The sequence below is a fragment of the Flavobacterium sp. CF136 genome, from assembly GCF_000282055.1.
In the GTDB taxonomy this organism is placed as follows: Bacteria; Bacteroidota; Bacteroidia; order Flavobacteriales; family Flavobacteriaceae; genus Flavobacterium.
The window spans coordinates 1-16007 of sequence record NZ_AKJZ01000108.1 but is presented as its reverse complement, the minus strand read 5'-3'; the positions used below and the strand labels follow the sequence as shown (position 1 = coordinate 16007).

Below are 16007 nucleotides of genomic sequence, written 5' to 3'. Positions count from 1 at the left end.
TTATTACTCTAAAATATAAACCAGTCCGTAATAAAAGACTGGTTTATCAGGTTATCTATAAATCGTTTTTTTCTTTACAACTGCAGACCCGTCAAAAGCCTGCAGCGTAAAAAAAAACAAACACAAACTAAATGACTAATTACCAGCCTTGATTTTGAAACAAAGCTCCTTTACTTACTGCAATCTCATCTGGCGGTATCGGCCATACATGATGAATTGCAGGGTTAAAATTACGGGCAGGATAAATTACTGTTCCGTTATAGTGATGCAAAGGTTTTGCATATGCCGCCTGCGCATCACCCCAGCGTACTAAATCAAAATGACGGTCTGTCCATTCTCCGGCAAGTTCACAGCGTCTTTCTCTTTTTAAATCTGTCAATGTTACTCCTGTAATGCTTGCCAGACCTGCACGGTTACGAATCATATTTATTTCGGCATCGGCATTCTGACCTTTCATTAATTTTGCTTCTGCCAACATTAGAATAACATCTGCATAGCGTAAAAGCGGTACATTCAGAGCTGTTGAAGGTTTATCCCCATTGGCGTTTACATAACGAATGTCGATACCGCCAGAAGTTGTTTTTGGGTAACCGAAAGGCTCCATATATTTCTTAAACTGATACCCTGTCCTATTACTTGAACTCACGACATATTTACCTTCGTTAAAAGTCGCTAATTCACCAAAATACATAAACTGATCTCCTTTTTGTAAAATCGTAGCACTGCGTCTTTTGTCAGCAGGATCATAAGCATCGAATAATTCTTTGGTTGGATAAAAATTCCCCCAGCCGTTGTAAACTCCCCATCCTTTATCTTCTAAACATACGCCCGGGAAAATAGAACCCAGAGAAGTATTTTCTGCACTTGAAGTAACAGACCAAATATATTCTGATGACCAGTTATTTTTGATTTTAAATACATCTTCAAAATTAGGAAGCAAGGCATGTTTACCGCTTGCCACAATCATATTGGCATATTTAATAGCATTGTCCCAATCTTTTGCATACAAATATGTACGTACTAAATACGCCCAGGCAGCAGTTTTATGGGCGCGTCCGTAATTGTCTGTTGTAAGTTCACTAAAATAAGGCAACAAATCAGCCGCTTTAATTAAATCGGCTGCGATATAAGCATAATTTTCAGACACATTTTTAGTACGCGGCACATATACATTTGTTGGGTCATTTCTGTCCTGAATCGGAATCCCGGCACGATCATCTCCATAACGATAGGCTAACTCCAAATGCATTACGGCATGATTAAAATAAGCTTCTCCCAACATCATGTTTTTCGTTTTATCGTCCAAACTAATATTTGGAATATTACGGATAACATCATTACAACGCTTCATGACTTCATAGTGAAGCCTCCAGATATCCTTAGTATCAGATTCAGATCCATCAACAATAAAATTTTTGATGCGCTCCGCATTTTGTCTTGTTTTAGTTCCGATATCATCACTTGCATTATTCAGCCAGAAAAAACCGCGTCCATACATATTATCATCAGAGTACAAAGCATAAATAGCATTTACTCCTGCCTTTGCATCTGCAGGTGTTTTCCAGAAATTCCCACTCGAAGGAGCTCCCTGCGGTACCAGATCAAGTTCACTTTCACAAGCTGAAATACTTATCAGCATTGAAAAACTCAATAATAGAATACTAATTTTTTTCATTTTGTTTGTTTTTTATTTTTTAAAAAGTTGCATTTACACCTGTCATATAAATTCTGGAAAGCGGGTATTTACCTAAATCCAAACCGAAGTTGTTAAGTCCTACTTCCGGATCCATACCTGAGTATTTGGTAATTGTGAAAAGATTTTGTGCAGAAATAAAGAATCTCAAATTAGCTTTTCCCTTCAACCAGCTGTCTTTTACGGTATAACCAACAGAAACATTTTTTAATCTTAAGTATGAAGCATTTTCAATATAAAAATCAGAGATTCTTCCGAAGTTATTATTGTTGTCTGTGGCCGAAAGTACTGGTATTGTAGATCCTGTATTTTGCGGAGACCAGGCATCTTTCGATTCTGCAAGCAAATTATATCCAGGGAAAGAAGCGTTTAAACCAGTATATTTCACAGCATTAAAAACACTGTTACCTGCTGCTCCGTTTAAAAAGATATTCATATCAAATCCTTTGTATCTGAAGTTGGTGTTTAAACTGTAAGTTGTTTTTGGAAAAGGATTTCCAAGTACTACTCTGTCGCTGTTATTAATTACACCATCTCCGTTTACATCTTTAAACTTGATATCCCCGGCAACTGCATTTGGCTGATAAACAACACCTGCATTGTTTACATATGCTTTAGCTTCGGCATTACTTTGAAACAATCCATCGGTTGAATATCCGTAAAATGCACCAACAGGACTTCCTACCTGGTAAATATTTGCTAAAGGCAAACTACGTACTCTGCTTAAGTTAAGCGGTTCTAAAGAAGTCAAACCATCTTTGATCGAAACAATTTTATTATCTAAAAATGCTGCATTAACAGTAACATCATATTTAAATTCTCCACGTGTTTTTTGGTAGTTAAGACTTGCTTCAATACCTTTATTTTCAACATCGCCGGAATTTACAATTCGTCCTAATGGTGTTCCTGAAAGTCCAGGCAACTGATCACGGACCAACATGTCTTTGTTCTTTTTAATATAGGCATCTACAGATCCTGTAAGACTGCTATTGAAAAGACTAAAATCTAAACCCACGTTGGTTTGTTCTGAGCTTTCCCATTTTAAAGCAGGATTTGATAATTCGCTTTCCGAATAACCATAATTAATTACCGGAGCAGATCCGATTAATGCAGAAGTCTGCGTTAGCGGTACGCTAAACTGGTATGGTCCTAAATTTCCTAAATTCCCTATTTGTCCCCAGCTTGCACGCAGTTTTAAACTGTTTACTGTTGAACTAATGCTTTTCATAAATCCTTCTTCCGAGATTAGCCAGCCTGCTGATACTGAAGGATAAACTTCCCATCGGTTTGCAGAAATTAATTTTGATGTCCCGTCACGACGAACAATTCCTGAGAATAGGTATTTTTGGTTAAAGTCATAATTCAGCCTTCCAACATAAGAAGATATAATTTCTTCTGATAATCCCGCTCCTAACTGCTGTACTACTTTAGCATTTAGCAAATAACGCTGCGAAGGATCTTCACTGTCAAAACCAGTTCCCTGTACGCTGTAAAATTCTCTTTTAGTATCCTGAAACGTATATCCTGCCAAAGCTTTGAAATTGTGTTTCCCAAATGATTTATCATAAGAAAGCGTTTGCTCACTCAATAAATCTGTTGTTGTAGAAGTTGATTGTGTTAATCTGTTGAAATCAAATATTTTTCCCGGCTCTGTAATTTTTACCGTAAAATCTTTTGAATCATTTTGAATTCTTGTGAAACCCCAGTTCGATTTGATTTTTAAGCCTTTTATAATCTCCCATTCGGCATAAGGATTAATCAAAATAGTAGAAATAGGATTGCTGTTATCCAGTCTTTTCAAATAGGCTACCGGATTTATGACGTCTCCGTAAGATCCTATATATTTTTCAGGTACTCCGCCAAAAGCTCCGGAGCCGTCTTCTCTGTATACTGTCGCATTTGGAGGGTAAAAAATCGCTCCTAAAATCGCTCCTGTATAAGCATTTGTAGTATTAGCACTCTGACCGTCTGTTAACGAATAAGTCAAATTCTCTCCTATTGTAAAATTTGGTGCAAGTTTAAAAGAAGAGTTTGCTCTTGCTGTATAACGGCTTCCGAAAGTATTCAATAAAATACCTTCATTTTTACGATAACTTCCTGAAAGAAAAAAATTAGATTTTTCTGTTTTACCATTTACCGAAACTGACAAGTCATGAATTTCACCTGTTTGGAAAATTTCATCCATCCAGTTCGTTTTTGTCGTTCTGGCAGTAGGCTCAAATGCAGGATCAAAAGCTGGTATCCTGGGTAATCCGGCATTGTCTCTTGCCGTATTCATGGCATCTGCATATTCTGCCGCATTTAAAACCCCTAACTTTTTGGCTACATTCTGAAAACCGCCCTGATAATTCACGTTTACATTGATACGCTCAGAAGTTCCTCTTTTAGAAGTAATTAAAATTACACCTCCGGAGGCTCTGGCTCCATAAATGGCTGCAGAAGCGGCATCTTTTAAAACACTTATAGAAGCAATATCATTTGGATTAATTGTATTTAATGATCCGCTGTAGATAATTCCGTCCAGAACAATCAAAGGCGTTTCTGCATTTAATGATCCAATACCACGAATATTAATTGTAGGTTCACTCGTTGGGTCACCACCATTATTAATAACCGTAACACCGGATACTGTGCCTTGCAATAATTCTGCGGCAGAATTATAAGTCCTGCTTGAGGTTTCTTTCATAGAAACAGCCCCTACAGCCCCCAGAACTTCGTTCTTTTTTACACTCCCGTATCCCATTACCACAACTTCCTGCAGCTGTTTTACATCTCCTGTTAATTTGACGCTTAGATTCTTTTGTGTCTGAGTAACTTTAACTTCCTGTGTAATATAACCAACATAGGAAAAAAGAAGTGTCGCTTCGGACGCGTTGATTTCTATCGTAAAAGTTCCGTCAAAATCCGTTGTTGCAGTTGCATCAGAACTTTTATCTTTAATTCCTACTCCCGGTAAAGGCATTCCGTCATCGCTGCCAAAAACAGTTCCGGAAACAGTAATTTTATTTTGTTCAGCATCACTGACTTTTCGATCTTTTTTAATGATGATATTGTTATTTATAATCTCATACTTTAGATAAAAACTGGTACAGATTTTATCCAGTGCCTGCTCCAGCGTTACATTGTTAAGTTTTAAACTAATCTTTTGATTTGTATTAATTTGATTTGCTTCGTACATAAAATGTACATCAACTTGATTTTCAATTTTTTGAAGAATATTTTTTACGTTTTCATTTTCAACTTTTAAGGTTATTCTTTTACCAATATCAATATTCCCGGCTTTTGCTGTTAATCCGACAAAAAATAAAGCAGTGAATAGAATCAATTGTGTCAATAAACCTTTTTTAATGCATTGACTCTTTGCGACGTACCGCATTTGTTTTTCATTCATAATTTTTAGTTTTGATTATTTCTTGAATATTTTGTTTTTTACTATTTCATTTTTTTAAATGGCTACTCAATCCTGTAAACTCCCGACTCGAGTTTATAATTAGCATTAATAATATTGCATACTAATCCAATAACCTGATTGGCAGGAAGTTCTTTGAAGTAAGCACTTATCCTGAGGTTGTTTAGATTTTTATTTTCAACAGCAACAGTAATATTATAATTGCGCTTAATTGTTGCAATTACTTCCGGTAAAGGAGTGTCCTCGAAAACAATAATATTTTTTCGCCATAGCGAAATTGAATTCATAGGAATATTACTGAAGGCATGCAGACTGCTGTTTTTTGATTTAAAAACAACTTTTTGGCCAGGTGTTACATAAACATTCTCATCTGTTACAGTTGATTTTACGTTTACCCTTCCTGTCAAAACAGAAACTTCCTGTGTTGCTTGTCCCGGATAGGCATGTATATTAAAACTTGTACCTAATACTTTGGTATCCATTTTATCGGTATGAATAATAAAAGGATGTTTTTTATCTTTGGCAACATCAAAAAAAGCTTCACCGGTTAAATAAACTTCGCGGGTGTCTCCTTTAAACCTGCTTGGGCATTTTAAAAAACTTCCTGCATTAAGCCATATCCTGGTTCCGTCACTCAAAGTTACTATTGTGTGTTGCCCCAGTCCGGCAGTATATTGCTTCGTAGTAATTGTTTCTGATGACATATAGAAGAAACCCAATAACCCTGCTGCCAGTAAAATAGAAGCTGCCATCATCCAATTTCTACTGTTTAGAAAAATCACCTTATTCGTTTTCTTAATCGCCCGGATTTCTTTTTTTAATTTTGAAGTATCCGATGATATAATTACCTCATTCTCGTTTATACTTTCCGGATGGTCATACCAATTATTCCACATTTCTTGCCCTTTTAAAGAAGTCTTGCCTTCTAAAAAAAGTTTTATATCTTGATGTAATTTCTCAGGCATTATAATTTTTTATTGCTTTATAGTTATGTCTTAGGAATTCAGATTTCAGGTAGGTGGTTCAGGTTACGCTTATGTTAAGAAATAAAAAAACCGCTTCCTGTCCAGGATTTGTTACTAATTAAATTCGCCCAAATAAGACCGCATAAATTTCAAAGCATAAGAGATATGATATTTCACAGTTTCGTGCGAAACATTAAGCTCTTCGGCTATTTCTTTATTTGTATACTGTTTAATGCGGCTTAGGATAAAAACCTCTTTGGCTTTCTTAGGCAGTAATGAAGCTGCTTTATCAACCAGCTCCTGAAGCTCATCATGATAGATAGCTTCTTCAGTAGTATTATTACTGTTCTCAATAACGGTATTCCGATCAAAAACTTCTTTTATAAACTGATCTGTAAGCGTGTTTGATTTTATGTAATCTAAAGTTACATAACGTACTGAAGTGTACATATATGCCGAAAACTTCTTTTGAATGACTAACGTTTTACGCCGCTCCCAGATAGTAGTAAAAACTTCCTGAACAATTTCCTCAGATACAGGAACAGATTTCATCCTCACATATACAAATCGAACGAGTAAATCTCTATACCGAAAATATAATTCATCAAATGCCCTGTCTTTTCCCTGTTTCAATAATTCAACAAGTTCCTCGTCAGTATATTTTTTATACATTACACATCACTTTTGCAGTAGTTATCAAACAAATAATGTTTACTGAAACATCTATTTTAATTGTTTTTTTGCGATGTATTCTTATTCTAAAAAACGACATATATACAAGTATTGGGTTCTTATATTATGTCTCCAAAATTAGATATGTGGGTAGGTTTAAAAGGTTACGTTTACATTAATAAAATCACTGCATTACTAAACATATTATTAACATTCAGCAGTGGATGTTAATAATATGTTTCAGATTTCCAATTGCTGAAGTTCGTTTAATTCAACAGAAGGATTTATTCCTGTTATTTTTTTACAATTTCAATTTGAGATCCATCAATGGCAGCCGAATTTATTATTATAGGTCAACAAATAAAAAAGTGTTATTTTTACACTTACTAACTGCACTTTTGTGTAAAACCTAAATTATAATAACCTCATAAAAATAGTACAGCTTATGAAAGCATTGGTAACCAGTTTTTTTTTTATTTTATTTTCTAATATTCTGCATGCCCAGACTGTTTCTGCCAGCAGTCCTGATAAAAATATAAAACTCGACATAACGGTAATTAATGGTTCTGCCTATTATACTGTATTTTACTTAAAAGATGAATTTCTGGACAAATCACCTCTCGGCCTTATAAGTTCAGCAGGAGATTTTTCCAAAGGACTTAAAATGATCAGTCACACCACCGGAAAGATAAAAGAATCCTATAATTTGAACCGCTCTAAAATAAGTCATGTAAACTATCAGGCCAATGAAATAAAATGCCTATTTACAAATACTGCCAATGACACTATAAATATTATTTTCAGGATCACAAATACCGATGTGGCATTTACCTATTTTATTCCAAAAAACAGACAAAGTTCTACCGATTGTACTGTTGACAAAGAAATAACTGGTTTTAAACTTCCTGCAGGAGCAACTGCTTTTATTACACCGCAGGCACCGCCTTTAAGCGGTTATGAAAAAACAAAACCATCTTATGAAGAAGAATATACAAGAGAAGAGCCTGTAGGCACAAAATCACAATATGGACTGGGTTATACCTATCCTGCACTTTTTCATTTGGCTGATAAAGGATGGTTGCTAATTTCTGAGACCGGTGTCAGCGGTAATTATGTTGGGACAAGATTAAGTGATGCTTCAGCAGAAGGAATACATACAGTCACATTCCCTCAGGAGGGTGAAAACAATAATAAAGGAGCAGCCACAGCCACAGCAGTATTGCCTATGCAGACTTCATGGAAAACCATTACGCTTGGAAAAAGTTTAAAACCCATTGTTGAATCTACGGTTGCAACCGATGTTGTAAAACCTCTTGTAAGTTCATCAAAAATATTTGATTCCGGCCGTGCGAGCTGGAGCTGGATTGTATGGCAGGATGCAAGCTGCAATTATAATGATCAGATAACTTATATAGATCTGGCGGCCTCCCTCAAATGTGAATTCATACTGATTGATGCCCTCTGGGACGTTAATATTGGAAAAGAAAAAATGGCCGAACTGGTAAATTATGCTAAATCTAAAAATGTAAGCGTACTGTTGTGGTACAATTCCAACGGCCAGTGGAATACTGCACCGCAGACACCAAAAGACAGAATGGATACTCATGAAGCCCGTCTAAAAGAAATGCAATGGCTGCAGCAAATTGGAGTAAAAGGACTAAAAATAGATTTTTTTGGCGGAGACAAACAAGCCACAATGCAGCTTTACCAGGATATACTTACCGATGCCGCAGCTTTTGGATTGAGTATAAATTTTCACGGCACAACCCTGCCTCGCGGATGGGAAAGAATGTATCCTAATTTTATGACCAGCGAAGCAGTACTGGCTTCTGAGAATCTGGTTTTTCAACAATCCTTCAGCGATAGATATGCATCAACTGCTACGATTTACCCTTTTACCAGAAATGCTGTAGCTTCTATGGATTTTGGTCCCGTGTTTCTTAATAAACGTCTAAACCGTGATCCTGACAAAGGCACAATACGCAGGACTACAGATGCTTTTGAGATGGCAACGGCTGTTGTGTTTTTTTCAGCTGTGCAGCATTGGGGATTAACACCTGAAAATTTAAAAGAGAAACCGGCTTATTTATTTGATTTTCTTAAAAAAGTACCAACCGTATGGGATGAAACACTATTAATTGACGGTTATCCAGGTAAATACTGTGTTATAGCCCGTCGCAAAGGTGAAAAATGGTATATCGCAGCTATCAATGGCGAGAAAAAGGAAAAAGAGATTACTGTAAATTTACCTATGCTTAAAGGTAAAAAAACGAATATCATACAAGATGGTGAAGGAGCGGAATCTAAATTTGACAACAAGAAATTTGATAATAATACCAGTTACAATCTAAAGCTTTCAGCAAATGGCGGTACTGTAATATTTATGCCGTAAAAAACTAAACTTTTAATTACATAACAAGAAATTACGCAAATATTGAAAAAGTCATTTTAATCTGTATTAACCGAAAATATTCATATTAGACGTTTGTTTTATTTTTATAAATTTACGGTATGAAACAAGCAGAGAGCGTAAGCGATTTTTATAAACGACTACCCGGCCACGCACCGACACGTGTACCACTTAATAATGCAGGCATCGGCCATATTAATGTTTTCTCCAGAGAGACCTGCTCAGTGGTAAGTCCGTACAGCCGCCGGGATTTTTATAAGGTTTCCCTGATCATTGGCAAGGGCAGGATTTATTATGCCGACAAGTGGATACAGATCGATCAACCGGCACTACTCTTTTCCAATCCCGTGGTACCTTATTCCTGGGAAGCAGGGTCTGAAAAGCAATCAGGCTGGTATTGCCTTTTTACCGAAGATTTCATTCAGCATAGCGAACGTATAAACAGTTTGCAGGACTCTCCTTTGTTCAAAATTGGCTGTAACCCGATATTCTTTCCTGACGAAACTCAATTGAAAGAACTTTCGGCTATATATATGAAGATGCAGTCAGAGATGTGCTCAACCTATCCACATAAGTACGATGTTCTGCGCAGCTATCTGCACCTGCTTATCCATGAGGCCATGAAAAATATTCCTGCTACAAATTTTCAGACCTATACCAATGCCTCTTCCAGGGTTTCCGCTTTATTTCTTGAATTGCTCGAAAGACAGTTTCCTATCGATTCCCCTGCGCTCATACTCAAACTGAAAAATCCTGCAGATTATGCCACTGCTTTATCCATACATATCAATCATCTTAACCGCTCAGTAAAGGAGGTCACCGGCAAAACTACAACTGCTCATATCGCTGCGCGCATCATTAAAGAAGCTAAAGCCTTATTGCAGCACACCGATTGGAACATAGCCGATATTGCCTACAGCCTTGGCTTCGAATATCCTTCCTATTTTACCCTTTTCTTTAAAAAGCATACCGGATTGACACCTACCCAATTGAGGTAGCTTGTTTGAATTTTATAACAATCTGTTTGATGGCTATAAGTCAGAATTCTTCTTCATGTCTACCTTTGTAAGAACAAAATTTGATAGCAATGAAATACAGAAAACTCGGAACAACAGGCGAGCGTTTATCTTCGCTTGGCCTTGGCTGCATGGGCATGAGCTTCGCCTATGGCCCTACAGACAATAAAGAAAGTTTAGCAACTTTGGAGAAAGCCCTTGACCTGGGCATCAACTTTTGGGACACGGCGGATATGTATGCCAATGGTGCCAATGAAGAACTCATTTCTAAGGTCCTCGTACCAAACCGTGATAAGGTATTCATCGCAACGAAATTCGGATTCCGTTTTAAGGATGGTGTTGCCGGCCCCAGCAGTTCTTCAGGAACGTATTTTGATGGTTCTCCTGCCTGGATGAAAATTGCAGTTGAACAGAGCCTGAAACGCCTGAAAATTGACTCCATTGACCTTTACTATGCACACCGGGCTGACCCAAATATCCCGATTGAGGAAACCGTTGGCGCAATGGCCGATCTGGTAAAAGAGGGAAAAGTACGCTACCTTGGACTTAGTGAGGTCTCTGCCAATTCTTTACGAAAAGCACATGCCATACACCCAATTGCGGCACTGCAAAGTGAATACTCACTGCTTTCAAGGGATGTAGAAAATGAGATGTTACAAACCACCCGCGAGCTTGGTATTTCACTGGTTCCTTATTCTCCTTTGGCGAGGGGTCTGGTTACCAATAAACTAAATATAGACACGCTTGCGAGCGATGATTTCAGGAAAACTCTACCTCGTTATCAGAAGGAAAATATTGCTAACAACAATAAACTTATCGTAGAGTTCGCTGCCTTTGCTTCCACCAAAAGTTGCACACCCGCTCAACTTGCCCTTGCATGGGTATTAGCGCAGGGTGACGATATTATCCCTATTCCGGGTACCAAGAAAAGAAATTATCTGGAAGAGAATGCAGGTGCAATTGAAGTTAACCTGACAAGTGCTGATCTTACAGCTATTGATGAACTGATCAAACGATTTCCTATAGTTGGCGAACGCTATAGTGAAGGAGCAATGAAGATGGTAAACCACTGATCCATTTGAATAGCAAACTGATAATAATTAAAGTCCACTCACGCTATAGTGCGTACTATAGCGGGTTTGGGACTAAATTAAGCTCATTCTTCGGATTTGCCACCCGAGCGATAGCGAACAGGCGAAGCAAATCATCCCAAATACAAAACTAACTTTCCATTAAGCCAATTGCCCAAATCCATTGGAGTAGCTGTTGGCAGGCGTTTTTTATTTCCAAAATTCCCACCATTTTTTTATTTGAACCTCTTTTGTAAAATCATATACAGGTAAACTTATTTGATTTCTACCAAATTCTAATCTCTCATTTGGAAACAACAAAGCTGAATATTCTTTTACAAACTCTTTTGTGTTTTCATCGAAATTGTTAAAATCATATCTTATTTTCTCAAGAATTAATTGTTTTCTTTCTTTTATAAGTGCTTGAAATAAAAGAAATTTTAGCGCAAATACTCGTTCTTCACAATTATTAAAAGCATAAGTTTCTAAATAGTCTAAAGCTTGTTCGTTAAAATTGGCACTAATAAATTCAATTGCATCAATAAACGCTTTATCTTTTGGAGTTTTAATTAGCAGTTTGTGTATGTAAATATATATATCAATTAAATCTTTATACTGTTCAGTTGCTAATTTATTTTTAGAAGTAATTTCTAAACTCTTGATAGTTGCTTTCGCTATGCCAAGTTCAACATATACATCTGATAAATCATCTAAAATTTTATATGTAGATGTTGATTTTAATCTGTTTTCCTCGTCTGATAATTGTTTTAACGTATTTAAAAAGCCTTGTTGATTTTCGTTTAGGTCATTAACATTTGTCATTTTATTAAAATTATAAATTACTAGGATTTTCTAAAGGTGTTTTTGTCAAAATGTCTGACAACGTTCTGGTACTACAGCGGGTTTGGGACTAAATTAAGCCCATTATTCGGATTTGCCAAATTATCCCAAATACAAAACCATCTTTCCATTATGCCAATTGCCCAAATCAGTTGTAGTATCTGTTGTAGCTAGTTTTTTTCTGTTTTCAATATGTCTCTGAGGCTTTCTGCTTTTGCTAAAACATCATCATATGTCAGTATTGAAATATTTCCATTAAAAGCTTTGTTTCTTCTAATCAAGCTAAATTTTGTTTTATCCGTAAGACTAGAATTTCTCCCAATTATCACAAATCCTTTAGGTGATATTAAACCTTCAAGACCGTTTCTAGCATAGGAGTTGTTTTTTTCAATCCAATCGAGCCAGTCAATGACCTGTTGTTCTGCGTGAACTAAATAACTAGAAGGATTCCCTTGTTTGGTGAAGATACTTAGTGTACTAGATTCTATTTCCATTAAGTCAATTAATCCATTAAATTTTTCTAGGGCATAGTCAACTTCAAACTCAGAGCCTAATTTATGTTTCGGAATTATTCTTGCGTATTCAAGACCAAGTAATATTGGATTCTCTGTTAAACATTTTTGAAGACTATTTTCATTTCTCTCTGAAGTGTCTAATAGATTTTTCAATTGATTAATTGCAAGTTCTAACATTGTTAAAGTACGATGTGCATTATTTAATTTTAGGAATTCGTCTTTAATTACTTCTTTTAGAATTAATAAATCGGTAGGAGACCAGAATTTTGTTAAATCGATTTTTGAAAATTTATCAATTTTGAAATCTTCCATTTTCTTTGAATTAATAGGAACCAATTTGACATCATTTCCATTCTCATCTGGTGCAGTAAATCCATTTTCGATTAGCTTTTGATAATAATATGAGAGTTCTTTTTCAACCTTTTCATTGTTCGGATAAATCGGCACTTCTAGAGCTACTGCAAGACCGAGAGTATTTATAACATCTCTTTCAATATCTTTTTTGCCTCCTTCAAATACACTATCAATTAAATGGTTATAGGTTAATTGAAGTCCTTTTGTCTCTAACATTGGACAGATATAATGAAATATTGGTGTTCCTTTTTTTATATCAAAGATTAATTCTCGGGTCATTTTCATTAAATCGAAATTTGAACCAAGACTGACCTTCTTATCTGCTTGTGAATTATTTCTTTTGTTTAAAAATTCTTCAAAATCAGAATCCATAGGACTTTCAAATGCCAAGGGATATTTTTCATCTTTTTTCCATTTTGAAAGTCTATTTTTTCTGTTCATTTGTTGGTTTATTGATTCTGGTTCAAAATTAGCTACAACTTATTTATATGTGTGACAAATCACACAAAGCTACCCAAATCAAAGTAGATATGTATAATTTTAATCATATATTATTTATTTCACATATTACCCAACAACATTAAATATTCTTGGATGGGTGGCTAGCAGTAAACTAGTTCATTTAACTGCATCGCTCCTTCCCTTTTGCTGACATCTTAATGATTGAATATTTTTTTACATTTATTAAATACCGATCGGTATTTATCATTATATTTGTTCTGAATCTTTTTATTTCAAACACAAATCCATGAATACTTCCGAATTTATATTAGATAAAGTAGCTCCTATTTTTAACAAACAAGGATATATTGGAACCAGCCTAAGCGACATAACAAAGGCAACCGGCCTTACAAAAGGTGCTATTTACTGCAATTTTTCTAACAAGGAAGATTTAGCATTGAAGTCATTTCAACTAAATATAAATCTGGCAATAACACCCTTATTCAAACTAATAGCAACTAAAGAAGGTAGTATAAATAAACTGTATACCATAACAGATTATCAGCGCAGCTATTATGATTTAGTCAAAGACAGAGGTGGTTGTCCTATGTTACGAGCAGGAGTTGATACAAAATTTATCAATCCGTTATTATTTAGAACAGCACAAAATTTATCTCAAAAATTTACTGTCGGCCTGACTAATATTATCAATGAAGGGATTATTAATAATGAAATTCAGCAAAATACCGATCCGGTTAAATATGCTAAAATAATTTTATCACTAATTGAAGGAAGCTCACTTCTGGCATTTACCCATAATGACCAAACATACATTACTACTGCTATGGACTTTATAGATAACACAATAATTGACAGCATCAGGAAATAAAAAAATTTTAACCCGTTAAATACCGATTGGTATGTGACATAAATATATTTTAGAAAATGGAAAAAATATTAAAGACAAAAAGAAAAGTCAGGTTTCAGGATTGCGATCCTTTTAATCATTTAAACAACTCAAAGTATTTGGAATACTTCATTAATGCCCGCGAAGACCAAATTGCAGAACACTATGACCTTGATGTATTTAAATACATGCAGACAACAGGGCTTAGCTGGGTTGTTGCATCTAATCAAATATGTTATTTGAAACCGGCCTTTACGATGGAAACAGTATTAATTGAGTCCCAACTGATTCAATACACGGATAACCTTCTGCTGGTTGAAATGAAAATGTGGAATGAAAATCAAACAGAATTAAAAGCAATTCTATGGATAAAATTTGTTCCATACAACATACAAGCAAAAAAAGCTGCAAATCATTCTGATGATTTGATGAAACTATTTCAATCGATTGTCGTACCTGTCGATCAATCCATTTTTGAAAATAGATATTTAGAAATTATTCAAAAATTAAAAACCGGAATATATGCCTAAATTAGAAACACTAGAGCAATTTATCACAATGGTCGAGGCCAATGAACATGATAAAGCAATTGAAAAATTTTATACTGCTGATGCTTCAATGCAGGAAAATCAGTCAGAACCACGAGTAGGCAGAGACCTTCTTGTGGCTAACGAAAAAAACACACTTTTAAAAGTCAGCTCATTAGTATCCAAATGCATTCGTCCGTATTTTATAAATGGTGATTACGTTATTATTCAATGGTTTTTTCGGTTTGAATGGAAAAATGGCAGTATTTCTGAAATTGAAGAAATTGCCTATCAAAAATGGGATGATGAACTTATAAGGGAAGAAAAGTTTTTTTATGATCCGAAGCAGTTTCCCGGTATGTAAAATTATCAAAGAACCTTCAAAATCAATAACTTTGGAGGTTTGTTTTGTTGGTTAACCTTAAAAACTTGTTTACGAATCATTTTTTAAATAATTTGAAGAAACTCTCGAATAAATAAGACCAAATATTATATTTATTGATTATTCAGAAAAGAGATATTGCTATATTAGTCAAAAAGAAAGCTAATGCATGGAAGAATTAACCATCTATAAAATTAAATATCTTTCATTTTTTTGAACATTGATTAGCTGGAGAAGACGAAGCCCTAGAAGAACTAAATAAAATAGATCATAATAATGATTTGTTATATGACACAACCTATTCAAAAATAAACTTATGTGGAAAAATGCCCTTTTAACATTTTTTTGTCTTTTCTCAACTTTTTCTTTCGCTTGTACTTGTATTGGAAAGAGTAAAATTAAACATGTAATTAAAGCTTCTGATGCAGTTTTTGTCGGAAACGTTTTATCAGCTGAAAAGACCAAAATCAAATTGGATTCATCCTCTACGGTTGAGATGATGGAATATAAAATTCTAGTAACTGAAAGAATTAAAGGAAAAGCAATAACAGACACAATGAAAGTATATACTGGTTTTGGAAATGGTGATTGTGGATTTAATTTTAAAATTGGAGAGAAGTATATAATTTATTCAGTTTATACAGAATATACCCTGTGGGGAAAGGTGGATTTTTTATCAACAGACATTTGCACCAGAACTAATTTTTATAGTGAAGGAGAATTACGAAAAATTAAAAGGTTGGTAAACCGAAAAAACTACCTTTAAAATCTAAAACTTGGAGTAAAACTAAACCACTCTGCACTGA

The 16007-nt window shown here is 35.1% G+C and carries 13 protein-coding genes; 7 read left to right on the top strand and 6 right to left on the bottom strand.

The window, feature by feature from the left end; translation table 11 throughout:
- Nucleotides 1–139: 139 nt before the first annotated feature.
- The 4 genes from PMI10_RS21175 to PMI10_RS21160 all read right to left on the bottom strand — a co-directional run bounded on the left by PMI10_RS21175 (nucleotide 140) and on the right by PMI10_RS21160 (nucleotide 6739).
- Nucleotides 140–1675: a RagB/SusD family nutrient uptake outer membrane protein gene (locus PMI10_RS21175; protein ID WP_007811682.1), complete on the bottom strand. Its 1536-nt coding sequence runs from the start codon at nucleotides 1673–1675 to the stop codon at nucleotides 140–142.
- Between the two features lie 19 nt (nucleotides 1676–1694).
- The gene (locus PMI10_RS21170; protein ID WP_007811680.1) at nucleotides 1695–5084 is read right to left on the bottom strand and encodes a SusC/RagA family TonB-linked outer membrane protein; all 3390 of its coding nucleotides are present in this window, start codon (nucleotides 5082–5084) and stop codon (nucleotides 1695–1697) included.
- A 62-nt stretch (nucleotides 5085–5146) separates the two neighbouring features.
- Nucleotides 5147–6067 (bottom strand): FecR family protein, encoded by a 921-nt coding sequence (locus tag PMI10_RS21165; RefSeq protein ID WP_007811679.1) that lies wholly within the window; start codon nucleotides 6065–6067, stop codon nucleotides 5147–5149.
- A gap of 114 nt (nucleotides 6068–6181) precedes the next feature.
- A complete protein-coding gene (locus PMI10_RS21160; RefSeq protein ID WP_007811677.1) occupies nucleotides 6182–6739 on the bottom strand; it encodes an RNA polymerase sigma-70 factor in 558 nt (185 codons plus the stop codon).
- 445 nt (nucleotides 6740–7184) lie between these two features.
- On the opposite strand from PMI10_RS21160, the gene PMI10_RS21155 reads away from it, so the two are divergent.
- From PMI10_RS21155 to PMI10_RS21145, 3 genes are all read left to right on the top strand, one after another.
- Entirely contained in the window at nucleotides 7185–9131 is a 1947-nt protein-coding gene (locus PMI10_RS21155) for a glycoside hydrolase family 97 protein (RefSeq protein ID WP_007811675.1), read from the top strand.
- A gap of 119 nt (nucleotides 9132–9250) precedes the next feature.
- Nucleotides 9251–10147, top strand: coding sequence for a helix-turn-helix domain-containing protein (locus PMI10_RS21150; RefSeq protein ID WP_007811673.1), 897 nt, complete (start codon nucleotides 9251–9253; stop codon nucleotides 10145–10147).
- 89 nt (nucleotides 10148–10236) lie between these two features.
- Nucleotides 10237–11238, top strand: a complete 1002-nt coding sequence (locus PMI10_RS21145) for an aldo/keto reductase (protein ID WP_007811672.1) — start codon at nucleotides 10237–10239, stop codon at nucleotides 11236–11238.
- A 207-nt stretch (nucleotides 11239–11445) separates the two neighbouring features.
- Here the strand turns inward: PMI10_RS21145 and PMI10_RS21140 are convergent, their stop codons facing one another.
- Both PMI10_RS21140 and PMI10_RS21135 read right to left on the bottom strand, forming a co-directional pair.
- Nucleotides 11446–12057: a hypothetical protein gene (locus tag PMI10_RS21140; RefSeq protein ID WP_007811670.1), complete on the bottom strand. Its 612-nt coding sequence runs from the start codon at nucleotides 12055–12057 to the stop codon at nucleotides 11446–11448.
- 188 nt (nucleotides 12058–12245) lie between these two features.
- Nucleotides 12246–13385 carry a Shedu anti-phage system protein SduA domain-containing protein gene (locus PMI10_RS21135; RefSeq protein ID WP_007811668.1) on the bottom strand — a complete coding sequence of 380 codons (1140 nt, stop codon included), beginning with the start codon at nucleotides 13383–13385 and terminating at the stop codon, nucleotides 12246–12248.
- 307 nt (nucleotides 13386–13692) lie between these two features.
- On the opposite strand from PMI10_RS21135, the gene PMI10_RS21130 reads away from it, so the two are divergent.
- The 4 genes from PMI10_RS21130 (at nucleotide 13693) to PMI10_RS21115 (ending at nucleotide 15967) form a co-directional block, all read left to right on the top strand.
- The gene (locus PMI10_RS21130; RefSeq protein WP_007811666.1) at nucleotides 13693–14274 is read left to right on the top strand and encodes a TetR family transcriptional regulator; all 582 of its coding nucleotides are present in this window, start codon (nucleotides 13693–13695) and stop codon (nucleotides 14272–14274) included.
- Nucleotides 14275–14330: 56 nt separating this feature from the next.
- Nucleotides 14331–14822, top strand: a complete 492-nt coding sequence (locus tag PMI10_RS21125; RefSeq protein ID WP_007811663.1) for an acyl-CoA thioesterase — start codon at nucleotides 14331–14333, stop codon at nucleotides 14820–14822.
- Nucleotides 14815–15183: a hypothetical protein gene (locus tag PMI10_RS21120; RefSeq protein WP_007811661.1), complete on the top strand. Its 369-nt coding sequence runs from the start codon at nucleotides 14815–14817 to the stop codon at nucleotides 15181–15183. The genes PMI10_RS21125 and PMI10_RS21120 overlap by 8 nt, the downstream gene beginning before the upstream one ends.
- Before the next feature lie 334 nt (nucleotides 15184–15517).
- Nucleotides 15518–15967, top strand: coding sequence for a Tissue inhibitor of metalloproteinase (locus tag PMI10_RS21115; RefSeq protein WP_007811659.1), 450 nt, complete (start codon nucleotides 15518–15520; stop codon nucleotides 15965–15967).
- The last annotated feature ends 40 nt before the right edge of the window (nucleotides 15968–16007 follow it).

What these genes read in the sequence shown, in the direction of transcription:
- PMI10_RS21175 (WP_007811682.1), bottom strand. Translation starts at nt 1,675, where the DNA reads ATGAAAAAAATTAGTATTCTATTATTGAGTTTTTCAATGCTGATAAGT.
- PMI10_RS21170 (WP_007811680.1), bottom strand. Translation starts at nt 5,084, where the DNA reads ATGAATGAAAAACAAATGCGGTACGTCGCAAAGAGTCAATGCATTAAA.
- PMI10_RS21165 (WP_007811679.1), bottom strand. Translation starts at nt 6,067, where the DNA reads ATGCCTGAGAAATTACATCAAGATATAAAACTTTTTTTAGAAGGCAAG.
- PMI10_RS21160 (WP_007811677.1), bottom strand. Translation starts at nt 6,739, where the DNA reads ATGTATAAAAAATATACTGACGAGGAACTTGTTGAATTATTGAAACAG.
- PMI10_RS21155 (WP_007811675.1), top strand. Translation starts at nt 7,185, where the DNA reads ATGAAAGCATTGGTAACCAGTTTTTTTTTTATTTTATTTTCTAATATT.
- PMI10_RS21150 (WP_007811673.1), top strand. Translation starts at nt 9,251, where the DNA reads ATGAAACAAGCAGAGAGCGTAAGCGATTTTTATAAACGACTACCCGGC.
- PMI10_RS21145 (WP_007811672.1), top strand. Translation starts at nt 10,237, where the DNA reads ATGAAATACAGAAAACTCGGAACAACAGGCGAGCGTTTATCTTCGCTT.
- PMI10_RS21140 (WP_007811670.1), bottom strand. Translation starts at nt 12,057, where the DNA reads ATGACAAATGTTAATGACCTAAACGAAAATCAACAAGGCTTTTTAAAT.
- PMI10_RS21135 (WP_007811668.1), bottom strand. Translation starts at nt 13,385, where the DNA reads ATGAACAGAAAAAATAGACTTTCAAAATGGAAAAAAGATGAAAAATAT.
- PMI10_RS21130 (WP_007811666.1), top strand. Translation starts at nt 13,693, where the DNA reads ATGAATACTTCCGAATTTATATTAGATAAAGTAGCTCCTATTTTTAAC.
- PMI10_RS21125 (WP_007811663.1), top strand. Translation starts at nt 14,331, where the DNA reads ATGGAAAAAATATTAAAGACAAAAAGAAAAGTCAGGTTTCAGGATTGC.
- PMI10_RS21120 (WP_007811661.1), top strand. Translation starts at nt 14,815, where the DNA reads ATGCCTAAATTAGAAACACTAGAGCAATTTATCACAATGGTCGAGGCC.
- PMI10_RS21115 (WP_007811659.1), top strand. Translation starts at nt 15,518, where the DNA reads ATGTGGAAAAATGCCCTTTTAACATTTTTTTGTCTTTTCTCAACTTTT.